This window comes from Actinoplanes sp. NPDC049265, from assembly GCF_043197135.1.
Lineage (GTDB): Bacteria > Actinomycetota > Actinomycetes > Mycobacteriales > Micromonosporaceae > Actinoplanes.
On record NZ_JBICSP010000001.1, the window covers coordinates 808037 to 826283 of the forward strand.

Here is an 18247-nt window from a genome sequence, read left to right on the forward strand (position 1 = left end):
GAAAGGGGACGGCGGCGGTTGCTTCCGAAACAACGGCCGAAGTGCTGCCGCCTATGTCAGGTATCCGAAACGCCGCATGAGGAGCCGCACCTTGGCCTCGCGTTGCGACTGGCCGAGCCGCCCGTACAGCCGCAGGGCCTCGGCGAAGTGGGCTCGCGCGGCCGGGAAGTTCTCCTGGGCGTGCCGGTCGGCGCCGAGGCAGCGGTTGGTCAGGGCGAGGATGTGCTCGTTGCCGGTCTCGGTGGCGATCGCCATCGCGGCGTGGTGGTGTTCGAGGGCCGCGGCCACGCCGATCTCGAACTTGGCCGAGCCCAGGTTGTTGAGGAAGATCGCCTCGGTGGCGCGGTCGCCGAGAGCACGGCTGAGGGCGGCGCCGCGCTCGGTCAGGGCGACGACGCGTTCGTAGTCGTGGCGCCGGAACGCGGCCACGCTCTGCGCCTCCAGGGTGCGCATCGTGCCGACGTCGTCGTCGGTGGCGGTGGCCAGCGCGTACGCCTGCTCGAAGGTCTTCTCGGCCTGGTCGTGCCGGCCGTCCTCGGCCAGCGCCTTGGCGATCACGCTGAGCAGGATGATCCGGCGGCGCGGGGTGGGCGCGAGTTCGAGGGCGGCCGTGTACAAGCTCACCGCCTCCGCGTACTCGTCGGCGTTGAAGCTGGCGTTGCCGCGCTTGCTCAGCAGCAGGTGCCGGTCCCCGGCGCCGTCGGCGATGGCCCGATCGAGCAGTCGCAGCAGGGGCAGCGTGTGCCCGTGGGTGTCGAGGTAGCCGCAGGCGGCCAGGTCCTCGACGACGGCCGGGTCGCCGGCCGCCGCCGCCACGATGTTGTCCAGCTCGCGGGCGAGCAGATCATGGTCGTCGGCGTACGCGCGGACGAACTCCCGGACGCGCGGCAGCACCGGGTCGAGCACCGACCGCGCGTACCCGACGGTGAGGTCGTGCAGCACGTAGACGCCCGCCGCGCGTTTGGCGAAACTGACGTCGACCAGCGCGTTCAGGGCGGCGCGGGCCCGGTTGAGGCTGATCTGCAAACAGCACGCCAGCAGCTCCGGGGTGATCGTGCCGCTGGCCAGCGACCCGATCGCGGCCAGGGCGGTCCGGGCATCGGCGTGCGGCACCGCGTCGATGGTGGTGTCGAGCAGCCGCCGCGCGTTCTCCCGGCCGGGCGCGGCGAACCCGGCCGGCATGGCCAGGTCGTGCGGTGCGCCGTCGACCTCCTTGCGCAGGTCGGCCGGGCTGAGCGCGTACTGGCGCAGGCGGTGCCCGGCGATCTCGATCAGGTACGGGTGGTGCCGCAGGTCGTGGCAGAGGGCGGCGGCGTCGGGATGTGCGGCGTACCCGTCGTCGTGGGCGTGGTGGGCCAGCAGCCGGGCCGCGTCGTCCGGTTCCAACCCGTCCACCTCGATCTGGTGGTCGACGCCGAGCTTGAGCCGGGAGGTGATCAGGACGGCGACGCCGGCCGGGATGGCGCGCAGGACTGTGTGCAGGGCGGCGGCGTTCCACACATCGTCCAGCACGCACAGGCGCACGCCGAGGTCGAGCAGCTGGCGGCCGATCTCCAGGAGGCGGGCGTCGCCGCCGGCCGGCCGGCCGGGGCCGAGCCCGAGCGCGGTGGCCAGGCAGCGGGCCAGGCCGTCGAGCAACACGTCGGGTTCGGCGTCGCCGGTGCGCAGCCACAGGTAGGGACCTTTACGGGCGTCGACCTGCCGGTCGGCCACGGTGGCGGCGATCGCGGTCTTCCCGGCGCCGCCGAGCCCGTGCAGCAGCACCCGGCCGCCCGCGTCGAGGCGGGTGCTGACCGCCTCGATGACGTGCTGCCGCCCGACCATCAGCTCGGGCCGGTTGAGCCGGTTGGCCGCCGTGTCGAACAGGATCACATCCAGGCGGGTGGTGCTGTCCGCGGTGACCGTCCAGCCCGGTGCTTCCCGCGGTGCGCGACGATCGTTGCGCACGGTCGCAGCGGCGCGCCGCAACGACTCGGCCCGGGCGGTGTCGCCGTCCAGATAGGCGACGATCGACCGCAGACGTTCCGGGCCGATCGGCCGGGCCCCGGTGAAGAACGCCGACACCGTGCCCGCGACCAGCCCGACCGCCTTACCGACACGCGCCATCGACGGCTGGCCGTGAGCCCGGTGCAGTTCGTCGAGATATTCCAGCAGATCGCGCTCGGGACCCGCGGCCGGCCACCGGTGCTTGCTGAACCCGGCCACGGTGCCTCCACTTTCTCAGCAGAACCTCAGCAGTTCCGCAGCAGCCCTGTTCCGGTTGTACCGGCTCGGCGCACGCTGGCGGTCATGCAGACACGATTACGACTCCGCGGCTTCGGGATGTTCATCGCCGAAGTGGACGGAACACCCGCCGACCTGCCCCCGATCACCCGCACCGTACTGGCCCGCCTGGTGCTGGCCCGGGGCAGCCTGGTCTACGCCGACGACCTGCACCGCGACGCCTGGCCCGAACCGGCCACGGTGATCCGGCGCGAGCAGCGCGTCGGCGTCCACAAGCGGATCGGCGAACTGCGCCGGGTCCTGCCGCCCGGCCTGCTGGTCACCGAACGGTCCGCGCGCACCGGCTACCGGCTGCTGCTCGACGGCGGCGAGGTCGACCTGTACGTCTTCGCCGACCTGGTGTTCCGGGCCGCGGTCGCGCACGACGAGATCGGCGTCGACCTGCTGATCGCGGCGCTGGCCATGTGGACCGAGCCGCCGTTGCTGGGCCTGCCGGACAAGCCGTTCGTCGCCGACCACGTCGCGCATCTGGTCCGGTTGCGCGACCGGGCCTGCCGGGCGCTGGTCGCCGGTTGCCGGGCCCAGGGCCGGACCCGGGACGCGATCGCCGCCCTGGACCGGCTGCACACCCGCAATCCGGACGACATCGGACTTCGCGAGCTGGCCGGGGATCCGCTTTCCGTCACTTCCGTTGTGCCGGGCCCGCGGGCCCGGGAGGCTGCGTTGCCATGAGACGTGCGTACGCGATCGTGCTCGCTCTGCTCCTCGTCGCCGGACCCGCCTCGGCGGCACAGGCGAAAGTGCCGTCCCGGCCGGTGCCGGGCAATGTCGCCGTGCTCGTGGTCGACGATTTCGGCCTGGGCAAGAACCCCCGGGCCAAGACGGGTACGCGAACCGACAACTGCACGATCGGCGCCAACGAGGTCGGCTCGAACGGGGCCGGCGACGACCTCCCGCCGTCCGGCTGGTCGCACGGTGAGCTCGTCTACCGCGTACTCAAGGACGATCTCGACGTGGTGGCCGGCGGACCACCCGACGTCGACACGGCGGCCCTGACCCAGTGGACCTACGTGATCGGCGGCCAGAAGTACGCGCTGCGCGCCGAACCCGTGCACGCCGACCGGTACCGCGTCGACGAACTGCTGGCCGGGCTGCGCGACCGGATCGACGCGCTGCGCAAGGACGGCTTCGAGCGCATCGTGCTCAACCTCAGCTTCGTCGTCGTGCCCTGCGACGTGGTCGGCTGGCTCGACGACCGGTCCCTGGACGAGCTGCTGACCAGCTACGACGAGATGATCGGCCACGATCCCACCGGCGACCTGAAGGACGCGCTGAGGGCGTACCTGGACGGCTCGGGCCGGCTCGACCCCGCCCTGGTCCGCGCGGGCGGCTTCACCACCACCCTGCTGCGCGACAAGCGGCTCACCCCGCTGCACGCGACCCTGACCGGCGCCTACTACCGCACCATCGACGTACGCGCGTTCAACGCCGACAAGCAGCCGCTGTCCACGCTCATCCACGACCCGGCCTGGACCAGCTTCCGCCGCGACCTGCTCGAGCCGGGCGGCACCCCGACGGTCGTCCCGGTCGGCGCGGCCGGCAACGGCGTCCGCGACGCCAAGGGCAACAAGGTCGGCCTGCCGTTCCCGTTCGCGCCGGCCCTGTGGGACTTCGTGGCCAGCGCCAGCGTCGACGCCGACCCGCAGATCGCCGCCCGGTTCAATTCCGGCGAGGTCAAACTGGACGGTACCGGCCCGGCGGCGCTGCTTCCCGGCAGCTACGGCAGCTCGTTCGCGGCGCCGCGGCTGTCCGCGCTGCAGGCCAAGTATCTGGCCGAGACCGGGCACACCGGCTGCGGCGGCACCCCGTCGATGGGCTACGTCGACCTGACCGGGATGCCGACCCTCGACCTGGAGACCAGCTCGCCCTGGAAGAACATCGGAAAGGTGTCGTGGCCGGGCATCTGCGCCGACTTCCCGGCATGATGGTCCGATGATCGGCACACTGCGCACCGTCGTGCTGGACGCACCCGACATCCGGCGGCTGGCCGCGTTCTACACCGCCCTGGGCGGCTGGACCGAGTCGTACGCCGACGACGAGTGGATCACGCTGCGGGCACCGGGCGGCTGGCGGGTGGCCGTGCAGCTCAGCCCCGGCCTGGTGCCGCCGCGGTGGCCCGACCCGGCGTACCCGCAGCAGGCCCACCTCGACCTGCGCGTGCCCGACCTGGCCGCCGGCACGGCCCGGGCGACCGGGCTGGGCGCCACGGTGCTGCGCGAGAACGAGACCTGGCACACCCTGGCCGACCCGGCCGGGCACCCGTTCGACCTGGTCCTGTTCCCCGACAGCGGCGAGACCACGTTGATGGGCGTGATGCTCGACTGCCCCGACGCCAAGCAACTCGGCACCTTCTACGCCGAACTGCTCGGCAAGCCCATCACCTACTCCGGTGATGACGCCGTCATGATCGGCGAGGACGGCGCCCAGCCGGTGATGTTCCAGCAGATCGCCGACTACCGAGCCCCGCGCTGGCCCGACCCGGCACACCCCCAGCAGTTCCACCTCGACGTCACCGTCGACGATATCGACACGGCCGAGGCGGCGACCCTCGAACTCGGCGCCACCTCACTCGACCACCGCGGCGACAATTGGCGCGTCTACGCCGACCCGGCCGGCAAGCCGTTCTGCCTCTGCTGGGACTGACCCGCGCGGCCCTTTCTCGGAGACGACCCGCCCGGACCGTGCGCTGTGTGCTGACGAGGTGCAGGGCTTGGCCGACGCCGCCGCGATGGTGGTGGCCATGGCGATCGTCGTCCCGGGCCACCTCGGTGGCCGGCACGCATCCGCGGATGGTACGACTATCCGCTCCGGGGGCGAGGAGGTCGTGGCGCTGCTGCCGGACGTCCGCGAGACGGCGGTGGCGTAACGCATCCGGCCGGCGGCACCTGAAGAACCGCGCGTCGGAACCGTGCCCGACCGCCGACCTGCCCGGCCTCTTCCTGGGTGCTTGCCCGGGCGGCGCCTGGACGCTTCCGGTCCGGGCCCGGGCGCGCCGGGAGGGCGCCGCGACGCGCAGCGCTCTCCCGGCGCGGACCCCTCACCTCCCGCCGTCGCGCCGGACCGCGTGGCGCACGCTCACGGATGCCTCCGCGGTCGGTATGGGTGCTCAGGCCCGCGGTGTCTAGTCAAGGTCGCTGATGAATCGCGACAGCAGGGCGGCGAACTGCTGCGGCGCTTCCTGGTGTGGTGCGTGGCCGGCGTCGGCCAGCACTTGGATCTCGCCCCGCCATAGCGCGGGGATCGGCAGCTTTCGCAGGTAGTCGAGCCTGACGAGTTGTTCTTCGGCCCCGTGCACGATGGCGAGGGGCTGGCGCAGGGCCGAGACGATCGCGATCTCGTCGGCGAAGCGGCCGGCTCCGGCGCTGGCTCCGAGTCCGGTCCGGGCGGCACCGTCGGTGGCCAGAATGTCGGTCACGAGTTCGGCGGTGTCCAGCGGCGAGCCGGGGGCGAGGAGGCATGCGGCGGCCAGCTTCGCCTCCTCGTCGCTCACCTGCTCGCGGAACAGGTAGCCGAGCGCGGGGTTGGGCCGGAAGGCTTCCGCCATCTGAGCGGGTGACGCGACTGGCGGCGCGCCGAAGATGACGAAACCGGACGCGTCCGGCAGTTGAGGGGCAGCCTCCATGACTATCTGACCGCCGAGGCTCCAGCCGACGACGATCGGACGGTCAAGGCCGAGTTCCCGTACGAAGCCGGTCAGCACCGCCGCATAGCCGGGCAGCGAGTAGCCGGCCGGGTCCGTGGCCGGCGGGGACTGTCCGTGGCCGGGCAGGTCCAGTGCGATACAGCGAAAGCGCCGACCGAAGTCGCCCGACATCAGCGGGTGCCAGGTCGTGGCGGACGACGAGTTGCCGTGAACGAGGACAACCGCGCGGCCGCTGTCGGCGGCACTCTCCAGGTAGGCGATCCGTTGCCCGTCGATCTCCATAGTCGGTTGATTCACTCGATGCCTTTCCTGGTCGGCAATGGGATGGACTGGCGAAGCATCGGATCGGATGTATCACCGGTTCCTCGATCGATGACGGGAAACGTCCATCGTCGATCAGGCTTTGTAACGACGATCACAGTATTTCCTTGAAGGGAGACTCTCTTGCTGAGGTTCCTGTCGTGAACTACATTAGTTCACGACAGGAACTACTAACATGCGGCGGGTGAGTGATCGCCCGGAGGCGCCGGGCTGTGTCTCGGCCCAGCACGCGTCCACCGCCGGCACGGGAAGAGAGAAGCAGACATGGGCACAGAGCAATCCGGCACGATCGCTGTCTTCGGCGGCACGGGGCAGCAGGGCGGGTCGGTCATCGACGCGTTGCTGTCGCGGGGCGCGCACGTACGGGCCCTGGTTCGGAACCCGGAGTCGGAGAAGTCGCGGGCGCTCGGTGACCGCGGGGCCGAACTCGCCCGCATCGACATCGGGGACGCGGCGTCGCTGTCGGCCGCGCTGCGCGGGGTGGACGGGTTCTTCCTGATGACCACGCCCGAGGGGCACACCCTGGCCGACATCGAGGGCGAGACCCGGCAGGGTGTCGCCCTGGTCGACGCGTCGGTCGCGGCGGCCGTGCCGCACCTGGTGTTCAGTTCGGTCGGCGGCGCCGAGCGTGACTCGGGTGTGCCGCATTTCGAGTCGAAGCGGCGGGTGGAGGAGCACCTGGAGAAGTCGGGTCTGCCGGCGACGATCGTTCGCCCGGTGGCCTTCATGGAGAACTTCTCGTTCCTGGCCCCGGCGGTCGAGAACGGGGAGATCGTGCTGCGGATGCCGCTGCCCGACGGCATTCCGCTGCAGCTGGTCGCCGTCCGTGACATCGGGCGGGTCAGTGCCGCGTTGTTGCTCGGTTCGGCGCAGGTGCCGGGTGGGGCGATCGAGATCGCCGGTGACGAGCGGACCGGAAGCCAGATAGCCGCCGCGTTCGGTCAGCACGCTGGCCTGCCGGCTCGGTATGAGGCGTTGCCGCTGCGGGTGCTCGGGGACAGCGGCGACGCGCAGGCGATGTTCCGCTGGTTCGCGGAGACCCCGGCTTACCAGGCCGACCTCGCGGCGGTCAAGGCGATCGAACCGACCGTGTGGGACCTGCCGACCTGGATCCGCTCCACCGGCTGGACGGCGCCGCCCGCGGGTGAGTAGCAGCCCCACCGCGGGCGGGGCGCCTCCGGTGTCCACCGTGACGCGGGTGTCCGCGTCCGCCTGCGAAGCGAGGGCGGGCGCGGGCCACGCGGCTGGGTCGCGGGAGGCCGTCGCGGAGGCGACTCCTTCGAGCAACGGTCGTTTCCGGCGCTTCGGTGCGGCGTGTCGCGATGCCTCAGGAGTCCGTCGATCCGTGACGTTCCCCGGGTCCGCCGGATCCCCTCCGCGGTTGTGGCACCGGGCCGGTGCCGCTCCGGCCGAGCCAGGCCGCCGTGCCCAGCAGGACGACGCCATCGTCTGCCCGTTGTGGAACTTGGCGTGGTGCGGCCAGTCGGTTGTAGATGTGGGTGTTGTTTGTCAGGTTGCGGTCGGGGCTCTCGAGCAGGTGCAGGTAGGCCAGACCGCCCGGCGGCCGACGACTGGGTGCTCTCGGTGATGATCAGGCCCGCGCTCGCCCGCTGGGCGTAATAGGAGGCCATCAGTGGGGTCGGGCTGGCCCCGGGGCCGTAGGCGCGGCTGCGGGTCGTCGGCGACATCGCGATCCGGTTGGCCAGTTTCGTGCCGCTCAGGTCGTACCCGTCAAAAGCGGTCGTCATCGTTGGTCTGGCCCCGAGAGGGAATATTCATGGCGTGAACAATATGGTTCATGGCTTGAACATGATTGAAGTAGGATGGCCGGGGTCGGGTATTGGCAAGGGGTGGCGGGCGTGGCGGTTCGGGCGTACGGGGACAAGCTGGTCTGGCTGTCGACGTTGATTCAGCGCCGATATGCGCAGATCTGCGCGGAGCATGATCTGACGCCGGCGCAGGCCACGTTGTTGTGTGCGGTCAAGGACGGCCCGCAGCGGATGGGTGATCTGGCGGCTTCGCTCGGGATCACCAAGAACGCGTTGAGCCAGCTTGTCGATCGGACGGAGCAGCGGGGCCTGGTGCGGCGGGAGAGCCCGGAGGCGGACCGCCGGGTGATCGCGTTGTTCGTGACAGGTACGGGCAAGGGATTGGCGGAGGCGGTGTACGCCGATGTGACGCGCCGGATGCCCGAGATCGCCGATGGCCTCGACGAGGACGACCAGCGTCACCTCGAACGCGTCGCCACGATGATCGTGGATGCCTCGGGCGGTCCCGCCCAAAGCGGTTCCGTGCCCTACGAGCGCGCCGGCGCCTGACCTGACCGGGCGCACCCCGTGCGCATCTACTGGTCGGCTGCCCCGAACCGCGGCGCGCAGGCCCCCGGCGTCGATGGCCGGGTCACCGGCCCAGCCGACGTAGCCGTCCGGGCGCGGTGGACGGCTGGGTGCTCATGAAGCCTTCTTCCGAGGAACGACCTCGCGCATTAGTTCCTGAGGTGAACCAAACTAGTTCATTGCCAGAACTTCCGCAAATGTGGGTGAACGAGCACACCTCGCCGGACGAGGACGACAGGCAGCGACGCAAACGCTGCCCCGGATGCCTCTCCGGTGGATCGGCGCTGGGCGGACCGACGCATCCGAAATGATGGCCGACCGCGCGCCTCAAGGCGAAGCAACGAGGACTGCCGGAGCTGCGCGGTGATGGACGCAGAAAAACTTGATACGGCGGACAACAGCACCATCGCCGGACCCGGCAGTGCCTCGCACCGGGCCCATGTCGCGAACACCGGTCACACCGCTGCTGCGGCGGCCACCTTCCAGCTGCCGTCGGCGCGGCGCATGGTCAGGACGACGCGGTTCTGGTCGACCTTCTCGCCGCTGATCTTCGCGTTGCGGCGGTACTGGTTGAGGTAGACCAGCACGGTCACGGTGTCGCCGGTGATCTCCTCGACGCCGGCCGCCGAGACCTGGGCCTGGACGATCGCCTTCTCGGTGGTGGCCAGCGGTTTGAGGCCGGCCGTCATCTTGACGTACTCACCGCTGAAGCCGCCGGTGGTGTAGCGGCTGCCGTTGGCGACACCGGCCTCCCAGCTGCGGTAGTCGTACGAGAAGATCGCCTGCGCCGCCGTGCTCGCGTCGGCCACCGACGCCTTGGCCGCCGTGGCCCGGGACGCGGCCGCGTCCCGCTGCCACCACAGGTAGCCGCCCACGCCCGCGGCGATCAGGGTCACGGCGGCGAGGATCAGCGCCACCCGGCGTGCTTTTCGCTGAGTCATCGGCTCATCCCACGAACTGCAGTTGGGAGACGAGCCACCGGCTGCTCGCCTCGTCCTTGGCCAGGCCGACGCGGACCCGGTAGTGCGAGAGCCGCCCGTCGGGTGCCCCCTTGTTCTTCACCGTCGCATCCACCGCGACCAGCACCACCGCGTTGCGCGCGTCGCCGGAGACCAGCCCGGTACGCAGCACCGTGCCCTTGGAGTCGACCTTGTTCTCCAGCACGGCCTTGCGCACCTGGGCGGCGCCGCGCGTGAACTCGTCCCGGAAGTCCCCGGTGGCCCGCCCGGTGATCCGCTCGATGTCGGCGTCCACGGTGGCCGCGCTGATCGACATGAAGTCGACGGCCGCCTGCCGCGCCGCCGCGGTCGCCTGCTGGTGCGCGTCCTCGACGCGGCGCTGGTCGTAGAGATCGCGCCCGATCAAACCACCTCCGACGAGTACGCCCACCAGCACGACGACAAGCGCGACAACCACGTACCGCCACCGGCCGGCGGGCCCGTCCGCTGCGGCATCCGAGGTGGCGGCGTCACCGGGTGGCGAGACCGCCCGCACGGTCAGCCGCCGGCGCCCGGAACGCGCCGCGTTCGTGCCGGGCTTCTCCGGCGCAGCTGCTGTGTCCCGCGCGGGTGCCGTCGCGGAGGCGGCGACCGTTTCAGTGGCTGTCTCGGGGGCGGTGACAGTCTCATCGGCTGTCTCGGGGGCGGTGACAGTCTCATCGGCTGTCTCGGGGGCGGTGACAGTCTCATCGGCTGTCTCGGGGGCGGTGACAGTCTCATCGGCCGTCTCGGGGGCGGTGACAGTCTCATCGGCCGTCTCGGGGGCGGTGACAGTCTCATCGGCCGTGGCCGGCGTGTGGTCCCTCGTCGGCTCGGGTTTCGTGGCCGGCTCGGCGGCGGACTCGAGGGCGGCGGGCTCGCGCGGCTTCGGCGGGCGCAGGGTGCGGGAGCGTGGCACCTGCCGGCGGCGGACGCTGCGGGACGGGGTCGGCTGGTTCACGAGGTGACTCCCGACAGGAGAAGCTGTTTCCAGGACTGGGCGCCCGCCGTGGCCTCCTGCCCGCCGGTGCCGCCGAACCGCATCGGCAGACCGTCGGGACCGGTCACCACGCCGCTCGCCGGGTCGTAACCGGCCACCGGCGGCGGCTCGGCGCCGGTGGCGGAAGCGTCGGAGGGCGAGGCGCCGGAGGCGGAGCGGGAGGACGAATCGGATGGGGCGCTGCCGCCGTCCGGGGCGGGAGCGACTCGGGTGCCGGGGCGGGGCGCGTTGCGTTCGCTGCGGACCCCGGAGCCGGCCGCCAGTTCCGCGTCGGTGCAGGTGTGGGCGCCGGTCTCGGTGTACTGGCAGGGCGGAGGGTCGTTGAGGTTCACCACCAGCCCGAAGTGGGCCGTGCCGTCGCCGGGTACGACGGTGTAGCCCCCGGCGATGACCAGCGGGTACGTGACCAGGGCCTGTTCCAGGCCGGGCAGCCGGCGTACCGCGATGCCATTGACCGTGATCAGGTTGCCCAGCAGCGTGCCGATCGTCGGGTCGAGCCCGCGCAGCAGGGCGGTCAGCTCGGTCGCGGCGGGCGGCCCGTTGGCCAGCAGCCGGCGCAGGTCGGGGTCGGATTTGCGCAGGGTGCCGCTGAGCGAGGCCAGCCCGGCCGCCCACCGGCGCAGCTGGGCCGACTGTTCCGCCTGGGTGGTGAGCACGGTCGACGCGTCGTCGATCAGCCGGGTGGTCTGCGGCAGGTACGTCTGGCCGCTGTCGAGCAGGCTGCCGGACGAGTCGAGCAGCACCTGCAGGGCGGCGGCGTTGCCTTCGAAGGCGGTGCCCAGCTCGGTGATGACCACGTTGAGTTTGTCGCCGTCGACCGAGCGGACCAGCTGGTCCAGGTTGGTCAGCAGGATCTCGACCGGCAGGGGGGTGGTGGTCCGGGCGGCGGGGATGACCGAGCCCGCCCCCAGGTACGGGCCGCCGTCGCGGCTGGGGCGCAGGTCGACGTACTGCTCACCGACGGCCGACCGCAACCCGACCACCGCGCGCAGGTCGGCCGGCACCTTCACGTCCCGGGGCAGCGACAGGTCGGCCCGCGCCCCGCCGGGCGTCAGCGTCACCGACGTGACCCGCCCGACCGGCACCCCGCGGTAGGTGACGGGCGCGTTGGTGAAGATCCCGCCGCCGCGGGCGAGATCGAGGTGCACCACGTAATCGCGGCGGGCGATGCCCACGTACTCGAGCCCCACATAGCTGATGCCGATGGCGCTGATCACCAGGAACGTCAGCACCTGGAGTTTGGCCAGCCGGGTCAGGATCATGGCTGATCACATCCGGTGAGCAGGCCGAGTGGCCCGCAGTCGCGGGTCGGCAGCGGCAGCGGCGGCAACGGCAAACCCGGAATGCTGACGGAAATGCTGGGCAACGGCAGACCAGGGACGCCGGGAACGTTGGGACCGCCCGGGTTTCGCGGGGCTGGAGCGGTGGTGCGGCCCGGCCGGGGCGTGCCCGACGGCCGCGGCCGGGAGGACGATGACGACGAGGGAGGGGCGGGCGTCGACGGCGCCATCGCCCCGGTGTCGGGGTTGACCAGCAGGTTGGACAGGATCACGGCGGCGTCCAGATCGAGGGTCGCGTACAGGTTGACGAACCGCGCCTTGATCGCCCCCTGCACGTTGGGCGGGAACGGGTAGGTCAGCATGAAGTTGAGTGCCTTGGGCAGGTCGTCACCGGCCTTGACCAGCTGGGTCAGGATCGGTCGCAGCGCCGCCAGGCTGGCCAGCGTCGCGTCCCGGCTCTGGTTGACCACCTTCGTTCCCACGGTCGACAGTTCGCTCAGCGAGTCGAGGGCCTCGGTCAGCTGTGCCCGCTGGTCGGCCAGCACCTTCAGGCCGGGGTCGAGCGCGTCCAGCGCCGTGGCGATGGTCTGCTTGTCGTCGGCGAGTTTGCCCGACAGCGCGTCCAGGGCGTCGATCGCCCGGGTGATGTCGGCCTTCTGCGCGTCGAGCCCGCCGATCAGCGTGTCCAGCTGCGCCAGCAGGTCCTTGACGGCGGGCGAGCGGCCCTTCAGCGCCCGGCCCAGCTCCACGTTGATGGTCCGCAGTTGCGCCAGCCCGCCCCCGTTGAGCAGCAACCCGAGCGCGGCCAGAACTTCTTCGACCTCGGCGGTACGCCCGGTGCGGTCGATCGGGATCACCGAGCCGTCGGCCAGGGTGCCGGTGCCGGGCTCGCCGACCGGGGGCGCCAGTGACACGAACTTCTCGCCCAGCAGGCTGCTCTGCCGCAGCTCGGCCGTGGCGTTGGCGGGCAGGTGTACGCGAGCGTCGATGGACATCCGCACCCGCGCCTGCCACCCGTCGAGCCAGATCTTGTCGACCGATCCGACGGTCACGTCGTTGACCCGGACGGCCGAGCGCGGCACCAGGTCGAGCACGTCGGCGAACGACGCCGTGACCACGTAGGATCCGTCGTCCCGCGAGCATCCGCCGAGGCTGACGGCCACCAGCAACAACACCAGGAAGCGTCGCATCAGCGCCTCCCCGGCCGCGGAAGAATGCCGCCCAGCGTGGGATCACTGGTGACCTCAGTGGGTGAGATGTCGGGCTTGGACCCGCGAGTCGACGGCAGCGGGGGCAGGCCGAGGAGTTTGCGCAGCGGCTCCGGCAGCGGCAGCCCGCGGTTCAGGAGCTCCTGCGCCAGGGCGGTGCACACCGGAGGGATCTGCGCGACCGGCAGCAGGCCGGCCAGCAGCGAGCACACGTAGGTGGCGGGCCCGCCCGGACCGAGCAGGTCGTCGCGGGTGTCCAGGGTGCCCGACCGCGGGTTGTAGACCAGATTGAGGTTGGACAGGGCCAGCGGGGCCACGTCGAGCACCTCGGTCAGCGCCTGCTGCTGCCGCACCAGCACGGTGGTGATGTCGGTGAGGGCCGCGACGTCCTGGCTCAGCAGCTCCCGGTTGTCCCGGACGAACGTGCTGATCTGCGCCAGCGCCACCGACAGACTCTGCAGGGTCGCCTCGAGCTCGGGTCCCTCACCGGCCAGCTGCTCGCTCGCGGTGGCCAGCCGGTCGTTGAACTGCCGGACCAGCCGGTCGCTCGCGGCCAGCGTGGTGGTGAAGTCCTGCAGGTCGGCGACCGTGCCGAAGAGGTCGTTGCGTCCGTCGGAGAGCGTACGCAACGTCTTGCTGGCGCCGTCGATGGTGTCGTGCAGGTTCTGGCCGTTGCCGTCGAGGTTGGCCGCGCCGGTGTCGACGAGGTCGCTGAGCGCGCCGCCGGAGTTCGCCCCCGACGGCCCGAGCGCCTGGTTGAACTGGTCGAGCGCCCGGTAGACCTCGTCGAGTTCGAGCGGCACCGCCGTGCGCGAGGTGGGCAGGTCGGCGTCGTCGTTCAGGACCGGGCCCGTGGTGTACGCCGGGGAGAGCTGCACGTACCGATCGCTGACCACACTCGGCGGGATGATGACGGCTTGCACATCCGCCGGGACGGGCTGCTCGGCGTCGTACTCCATGACGACCCGTACCGTGCCACCCTGAGGGACCACCTCGGTGACCGTGCCCACCGCCACCCCCAGCACCCGCACGCTCGACCCGGCGCTGATCCCGACCGCGCTGGTGAAGTGCGCGACCAGCCGCTTGTCGCCGGACCGCCCGCCGAACACGACGAACGCCGCCACCCCGGCCAGCACCACGACCAGCCCACCGGCGAGAATGCGCTTCCTCATTTAACCGCCCCCGGTTGGAAGGGCTGGATCAGACCGTCCAGATACGAGTCGAACCAGCGCCCGTTGCCCAGCACGTTGGTGAACGCGTCCAGGAACGGCGCGAACGTGGCGATCGTGTCGCTCAGGTTGTCCCGGTTGCGTTGCAGCACCGCCAGCGCCGCCCGCAGCTCGGTCAGCGCCGGCGCCAGCCGGGCCCGGTTGTCCTTGACCAGCCCGGACAGCTGCCCGGCCAGGGCCGTGGTGGTGACCAGCAGCTGATGGATCGCGTCCCGGCGCTTGATCACCTCGGCCAGCAGCAGGTCGCCGTCGGCGATGAGTTCGCGGAACTCGTCGTCCCGCTCGGCCAGCACACCGCTCACCCCGTGCGCGTGTTTCAGCAGCTCCCTCAGCTGCGCGTCGCGGTCGGAGAGGGTCCGGGTGAGCCGGGACAACCCGTCCAGTGAGGTCCGTACGCTGTCCGGGGTGTCGGCGAACGCCGTCGACAGCGTGTCGAACGCGGTGGCCAGCTGCTTGGTGTCGATCTGCTGGAACCGGTCGGCCAGCCCGGTGACCGCCTGCACCACGTCGAACGGTGACGCCGTCCGGTCCAGCGGGATCTCACCGTCGCCGGGCAGCCTGCCGTCCCCGGCCGGGGCCAGGGCCAGGTACTTCTGCCCGAGCACGGTCTTGATCCGGATCGTCGCGGACGTCCGGTCGCCCAGCCGCACGTCGTCGTCCTCGACGGCGAACGACACCCGCACGTACGTCTGGTTCGCCGCCCGGGCCAGCCCCACCGCGGTCACCTTGCCGACCTTGACGCCGGCGACGCGTACCTCGTTGCCCTCGGCCAGACCGCTCGCGTCCCGGAACGCCGCGTGGTAGGTCGCCCCGCCGAACAGCCGCAGGAGGTCCTCGAGGTGGAAGGCGCCGTACATCAGCAGCACCGCCGCCACCAGGAACGCCGCACCCAGCTTCTTCACTGCGCACCACCGCTCGTGCAGCGGGCCTGGTCCGAGCTGAACGGCCCGACCGTGGTGTCGCCGACCACCGGCAGCCCCAGGTGCCCGTCGAAGTCGCACAGGAAGAAGTTGAACCAGGAGCCGTCCGACGCGGTCGTGGTCAGATCGCGGTACTGGCCGGGCAGCCGGTTGAGCGTCGCGTCGAGCACGTCGCCGTGGCCGGCCAGGGTGCCGCTGAGGGTGCCGAGCTTGTCGATGTCGGCCCGCAGGTCGGGGCGGGCGTCGCGGAGCAGGCCGGCGGTGGCGCTGGTGACGCCGGAGATGTTGGTGACCGCGTCGCCGATGGCCTCGCGGTCGGCGGCCAGCCCGGAGACGAACTGCTGCAGGGCGGCCACGCTGCCGGAGAGCTGGACGCGGTGGTCGTCCAGGGTGGCCAGCACGGTGTTCAGGTTGTCGATCACGCGGGTGATCACGGCCTCGCGGTCGGCCAGCGTGGAGGTCAGCGAGGCGGTGTGCTCCAGCAGCCCGGAGACGGTCCCGGCCTCGCCCTGGAAGACCTGGATGATCTCGTACGCCAGGGTGTTGACGTCGTTCGGGCTCAGCGCCGTGAACAGCGGCCCGAAGCCGTTGAACAGCACCGTGAGATCGAGAGCGGGGGAGGTCTGGGCCAGCGGGATCAGCCCGTCCTCCTTCAGCGCCGGGGCCGAGCCGGGCTCGTTGGTCAGGGCCACGTAGCGCTGCCCGACCAGGTTGCGGTAGCGGATGGTGGCGTGCACGTTGGCCGGGACCTCGATGTCCTCGTCGACCGTGAAGGCGAGCTCGGCCGTGGCCGCGCCGACCAGGCGTACCTCGCTGACCTGCCCGACCTTGACCCCGGCGATGCGGATGTCGTCGCCCGGCAGCACACCGGTGACGTCGGTGAAGCGGGCCCGGTAGCCGGTGCCGTCCGGTGCGAACGCGCCCAGCGAGCCGGCCAGCAGCCCGGTCAGCACCAGCGTGACCGCGGCGAAGACGGTCAGCTTGGTCAGCGGCGCGGCGATGCTGCGGCTCATTGCTCCGACACCACCGTTCCGCGCAGGATCGGGCCCCACAGCAGCGGCGCCGAGTCCGGTACCCGCTCGGGGGCGGTGCCGGTGGCCTGCCCGGCCAGCACGTCGATGACCCCGCGCTCCTCGGCCGTGCCGGAGTAGCCCATCGCGGCCGTCCGGTCGGCCGGGACGGGAATCGGCAGGGCGTCGTCGTGGCTGGTGCCGTCGTCCAGATCGGGCGGTTTCAGGGGTACGGGCGGATGCGGCAGCCCGTAGCATTTCGGGCCGCCCGACGCGTCGTACCGCGGATTGTCCCTGCCCTTGACGTATTTGCCCTGGTCCCGGGTGGCCTCCAGGGTGATGTGCATGCGGCCGTGGCCGAACACCTTCTCGACGCGCGGCTGGAGCGTGACCAGACCGTCCAGGACGCAGGGGTACTCCGGCGCGTACGCGGCCAGCAGCGCGAGCACCGGCTCACTGACCTTGCCGACCTGGATGATCCGGTCGCCGTGCCGGTCGAGGAAGCCGGTCGCGTACTCGGCCGCGTCGGTGGTGTCGGCCAGCAGCGCGGCCAGCTGCGCGCGCTGGTCGTACACCGTGGTCATCGTGACCGTGGCGTTGCGCAGCAGGGTGAGCAGGTCGTCGGCCGCGCCGTGATAGGCCTCCAGCGTGTCGGCCAGGCGTGCGATGTCGGTGCGCAGCGTCGGCACGTGCGGGTTGAGCCGGACCAGGTAGTCGTCGAGCTCGGCCAGGTTGGCGCCGAGCTGGTCGCCGCGCCCCCGCAACGCCTGCGCCAGCACCCCGAGCGTGGTCGCCAGCTGCTCCGGGGCGATCGTGCGCAGTAGCGGCAGCACGTCGTCGAGCACCCGTTCCAGTTCCAGGGCGCTGCTGCTGCGGTCCTGCCCGATGACGGCGCCGTCGGCGATCGGCCGGCCCGGCGCGGCGGGCACCTCCAGGGACACGTACCGCTCGCCGAAGAGGGTCTTGGGCAGCAGCCGCGCGGTCACGTCGGCCGGCACCCACCGGGTGCTGTCCGGTTGCAGGGCCAGCTTCAGCGTGGCGTTCCCGCCGTCGGCGGTGACGTCCCGGACCTCGCCCACGACGACGTCGCGCACCTTCACGTCGGCGCCGGGGTTGAGCTGCAGCCCGGTGTGGTCGGTCTTCAGCAGCACGTCGACCACGGGCGTGAAGGCCTTGCGGTAGACCAGCACGCTCATCGTGGCCGCGGCCAGCAGCAGGACTACGAAACCCAGACCCAGGAGCCGTCTCATCCCGCGATCCTGACCGTCGTGGTGGCGCCCCAGATGGCCAGGGACAGGAAGAAGTCGATGATGTTGACCGCGACGATCGCCAGCCGTACGGCCCGGCCGACCGCCACACCCACCCCGGCCGGTCCGCCGCTGGCCGTGTAGCCGTAGTAACAGTGCACCAGCACGACGACCACGCTGAAGACCAGCGTCTTGCCGAACGACCAGAGCACGTCGCCGGGCGGCAGGAACAGGTGGAAGTAGTAGTCGTAGGTGCCGGGGGACTGGCCGAAGTAGGCGGTGGCCATCGTGCGGGTGGCCAGATAGCTGGACAGCAGCCCGATCACGTACAGCGGGACGACCGCGACGAACCCGGCGATCATCCGGGTGGTGACCAGGAACGGCAGCGACGGCACGGCCATCACCTCGAGCGCGTCGACCTCGTCGCTGATCCGCATCGCGCCCAGCTGCGCGGTGAAACCACAGCCCACGGTGGCCGACAGGGCGATGGCGGCGACCAGCGGGGAGATCTCCCGGGTGTTGAAGTACGCCGAGACGAAGCCGGTGAACGCGCTGCTGCCGAGCTGGTTGAGCGCCTGGTAGCCCTGCAGTCCCACCTCGGTGCCGGTGAAGAAGGTCATGAACGCGATCACGCCGACCGTGCCGCCGACCACGGCCAGGGCGCCCGACCCGAAGCTGACCTCGGCCAGCAGCCGGAGCACCTCTTTCTTGTAGTTCTTCAGAACCCGGGGTACGGCGGCGAACGCCCTGGCGTGGAAGGCCAGCTGCGCGCCGAGATCGTCGAGGATCACTC

At 71.3% G+C, this 18247-nt stretch carries 18 protein-coding genes; 6 read left to right on the forward strand and 12 right to left on the reverse strand.

The genetic code is table 11. The annotated features are described in order from the left end of the window. Positions 1-51: 51 nt before the first annotated feature. Entirely contained in the window at positions 52-2205 is a 2154-nt protein-coding gene (locus ACGFIO_RS03935; protein ID WP_392821636.1) for an NB-ARC domain-containing protein, read from the reverse strand. Positions 2206-2289: 84 nt separating this feature from the next. Here ACGFIO_RS03935 and ACGFIO_RS03940 point away from each other — a divergent pair, with 84 nt between their 5' ends. Genes ACGFIO_RS03940 through ACGFIO_RS03955 form a run of 4 tightly spaced genes read left to right on the forward strand, consistent with a single transcriptional unit; the run spans position 2290 to position 5149 of the window. Further along, a complete protein-coding gene (locus ACGFIO_RS03940) occupies positions 2290-2955 on the forward strand; it encodes a BTAD domain-containing putative transcriptional regulator (RefSeq protein ID WP_392821638.1) in 666 nt (221 codons plus the stop codon). Further along, complete coding sequence (locus ACGFIO_RS03945) at positions 2952-4208, forward strand: hypothetical protein (protein ID WP_392821640.1); 1257 nt, start codon at positions 2952-2954, stop codon at positions 4206-4208. Before ACGFIO_RS03940 ends, ACGFIO_RS03945 begins: the two co-directional genes overlap by 4 nt. 7 nt (positions 4209-4215) lie before the next feature. Further along, positions 4216-4926 (forward strand): VOC family protein, encoded by a 711-nt coding sequence (locus tag ACGFIO_RS03950; protein WP_392821642.1) that lies wholly within the window; start codon positions 4216-4218, stop codon positions 4924-4926. A gap of 58 nt (positions 4927-4984) precedes the next feature. Further along, the gene (locus ACGFIO_RS03955; RefSeq protein ID WP_392821645.1) at positions 4985-5149 is read left to right on the forward strand and encodes a hypothetical protein; all 165 of its coding nucleotides are present in this window, start codon (positions 4985-4987) and stop codon (positions 5147-5149) included. Positions 5150-5404: 255 nt separating this feature from the next. Here the strand turns inward: ACGFIO_RS03955 and ACGFIO_RS03960 are convergent, their stop codons facing one another. Beyond that, positions 5405-6208, reverse strand: coding sequence for an alpha/beta fold hydrolase (locus tag ACGFIO_RS03960; RefSeq protein WP_392821648.1), 804 nt, complete (start codon positions 6206-6208; stop codon positions 5405-5407). A gap of 303 nt (positions 6209-6511) precedes the next feature. Here ACGFIO_RS03960 and ACGFIO_RS03965 point away from each other — a divergent pair, with 303 nt between their 5' ends. Continuing rightward, positions 6512-7399: an NmrA/HSCARG family protein gene (locus ACGFIO_RS03965; RefSeq protein ID WP_392821651.1), complete on the forward strand. Its 888-nt coding sequence runs from the start codon at positions 6512-6514 to the stop codon at positions 7397-7399. On the opposite strand, the gene ACGFIO_RS03970 is transcribed toward ACGFIO_RS03965, so the two are convergent. After that, positions 7294-7995, reverse strand: coding sequence for a hypothetical protein (locus tag ACGFIO_RS03970; RefSeq protein WP_392821654.1), 702 nt, complete (start codon positions 7993-7995; stop codon positions 7294-7296). The genes ACGFIO_RS03965 and ACGFIO_RS03970 overlap by 106 nt on opposite strands. Positions 7996-8106: 111 nt before the next feature. Between ACGFIO_RS03970 and ACGFIO_RS03975 the strand changes: the two genes are divergently transcribed. Continuing rightward, positions 8107-8565, forward strand: coding sequence for a MarR family winged helix-turn-helix transcriptional regulator (locus ACGFIO_RS03975; protein ID WP_392821656.1), 459 nt, complete (start codon positions 8107-8109; stop codon positions 8563-8565). A gap of 473 nt (positions 8566-9038) precedes the next feature. On the opposite strand, the gene ACGFIO_RS03980 is transcribed toward ACGFIO_RS03975, so the two are convergent. Genes ACGFIO_RS03980 through ACGFIO_RS04020 form a run of 9 tightly spaced genes read right to left on the reverse strand, consistent with a single transcriptional unit; the run spans position 9039 to position 18245 of the window. Further along, positions 9039-9524: a hypothetical protein gene (locus tag ACGFIO_RS03980; RefSeq protein WP_392821658.1), complete on the reverse strand. Its 486-nt coding sequence runs from the start codon at positions 9522-9524 to the stop codon at positions 9039-9041. Positions 9525-9528: 4 nt separating this feature from the next. Next, positions 9529-10521 (reverse strand): hypothetical protein, encoded by a 993-nt coding sequence (locus ACGFIO_RS03985; RefSeq protein WP_392821661.1) that lies wholly within the window; start codon positions 10519-10521, stop codon positions 9529-9531. Next, positions 10518-11822 (reverse strand): MCE family protein, encoded by a 1305-nt coding sequence (locus tag ACGFIO_RS03990; protein WP_392821663.1) that lies wholly within the window; start codon positions 11820-11822, stop codon positions 10518-10520. Before ACGFIO_RS03990 ends, ACGFIO_RS03985 begins: the two co-directional genes overlap by 4 nt. Beyond that, on the reverse strand, positions 11819-13030 hold the full coding sequence (locus ACGFIO_RS03995) for an MCE family protein (RefSeq protein ID WP_392821665.1): 1212 nt from the start codon (positions 13028-13030) through the stop codon (positions 11819-11821). The genes ACGFIO_RS03990 and ACGFIO_RS03995 overlap by 4 nt, the downstream gene beginning before the upstream one ends. Continuing rightward, positions 13030-14220: an MCE family protein gene (locus ACGFIO_RS04000; protein ID WP_392821667.1), complete on the reverse strand. Its 1191-nt coding sequence runs from the start codon at positions 14218-14220 to the stop codon at positions 13030-13032. Before ACGFIO_RS04000 ends, ACGFIO_RS03995 begins: the two co-directional genes overlap by 1 nt. Further along, on the reverse strand, positions 14217-15179 hold the full coding sequence (locus ACGFIO_RS04005) for an MCE family protein (protein ID WP_392821669.1): 963 nt from the start codon (positions 15177-15179) through the stop codon (positions 14217-14219). The genes ACGFIO_RS04000 and ACGFIO_RS04005 overlap by 4 nt, the downstream gene beginning before the upstream one ends. Beyond that, positions 15176-16210: an MCE family protein gene (locus ACGFIO_RS04010; protein ID WP_392821671.1), complete on the reverse strand. Its 1035-nt coding sequence runs from the start codon at positions 16208-16210 to the stop codon at positions 15176-15178. Before ACGFIO_RS04010 ends, ACGFIO_RS04005 begins: the two co-directional genes overlap by 4 nt. Further along, on the reverse strand, positions 16207-17457 hold the full coding sequence (locus tag ACGFIO_RS04015) for an MCE family protein (protein ID WP_392821673.1): 1251 nt from the start codon (positions 17455-17457) through the stop codon (positions 16207-16209). Before ACGFIO_RS04015 ends, ACGFIO_RS04010 begins: the two co-directional genes overlap by 4 nt. Beyond that, a complete protein-coding gene (locus tag ACGFIO_RS04020) occupies positions 17454-18245 on the reverse strand; it encodes an MlaE family ABC transporter permease (RefSeq protein WP_392821676.1) in 792 nt (263 codons plus the stop codon). Before ACGFIO_RS04020 ends, ACGFIO_RS04015 begins: the two co-directional genes overlap by 4 nt. Between the last annotated feature and the right edge of the window lie 2 nt (positions 18246-18247).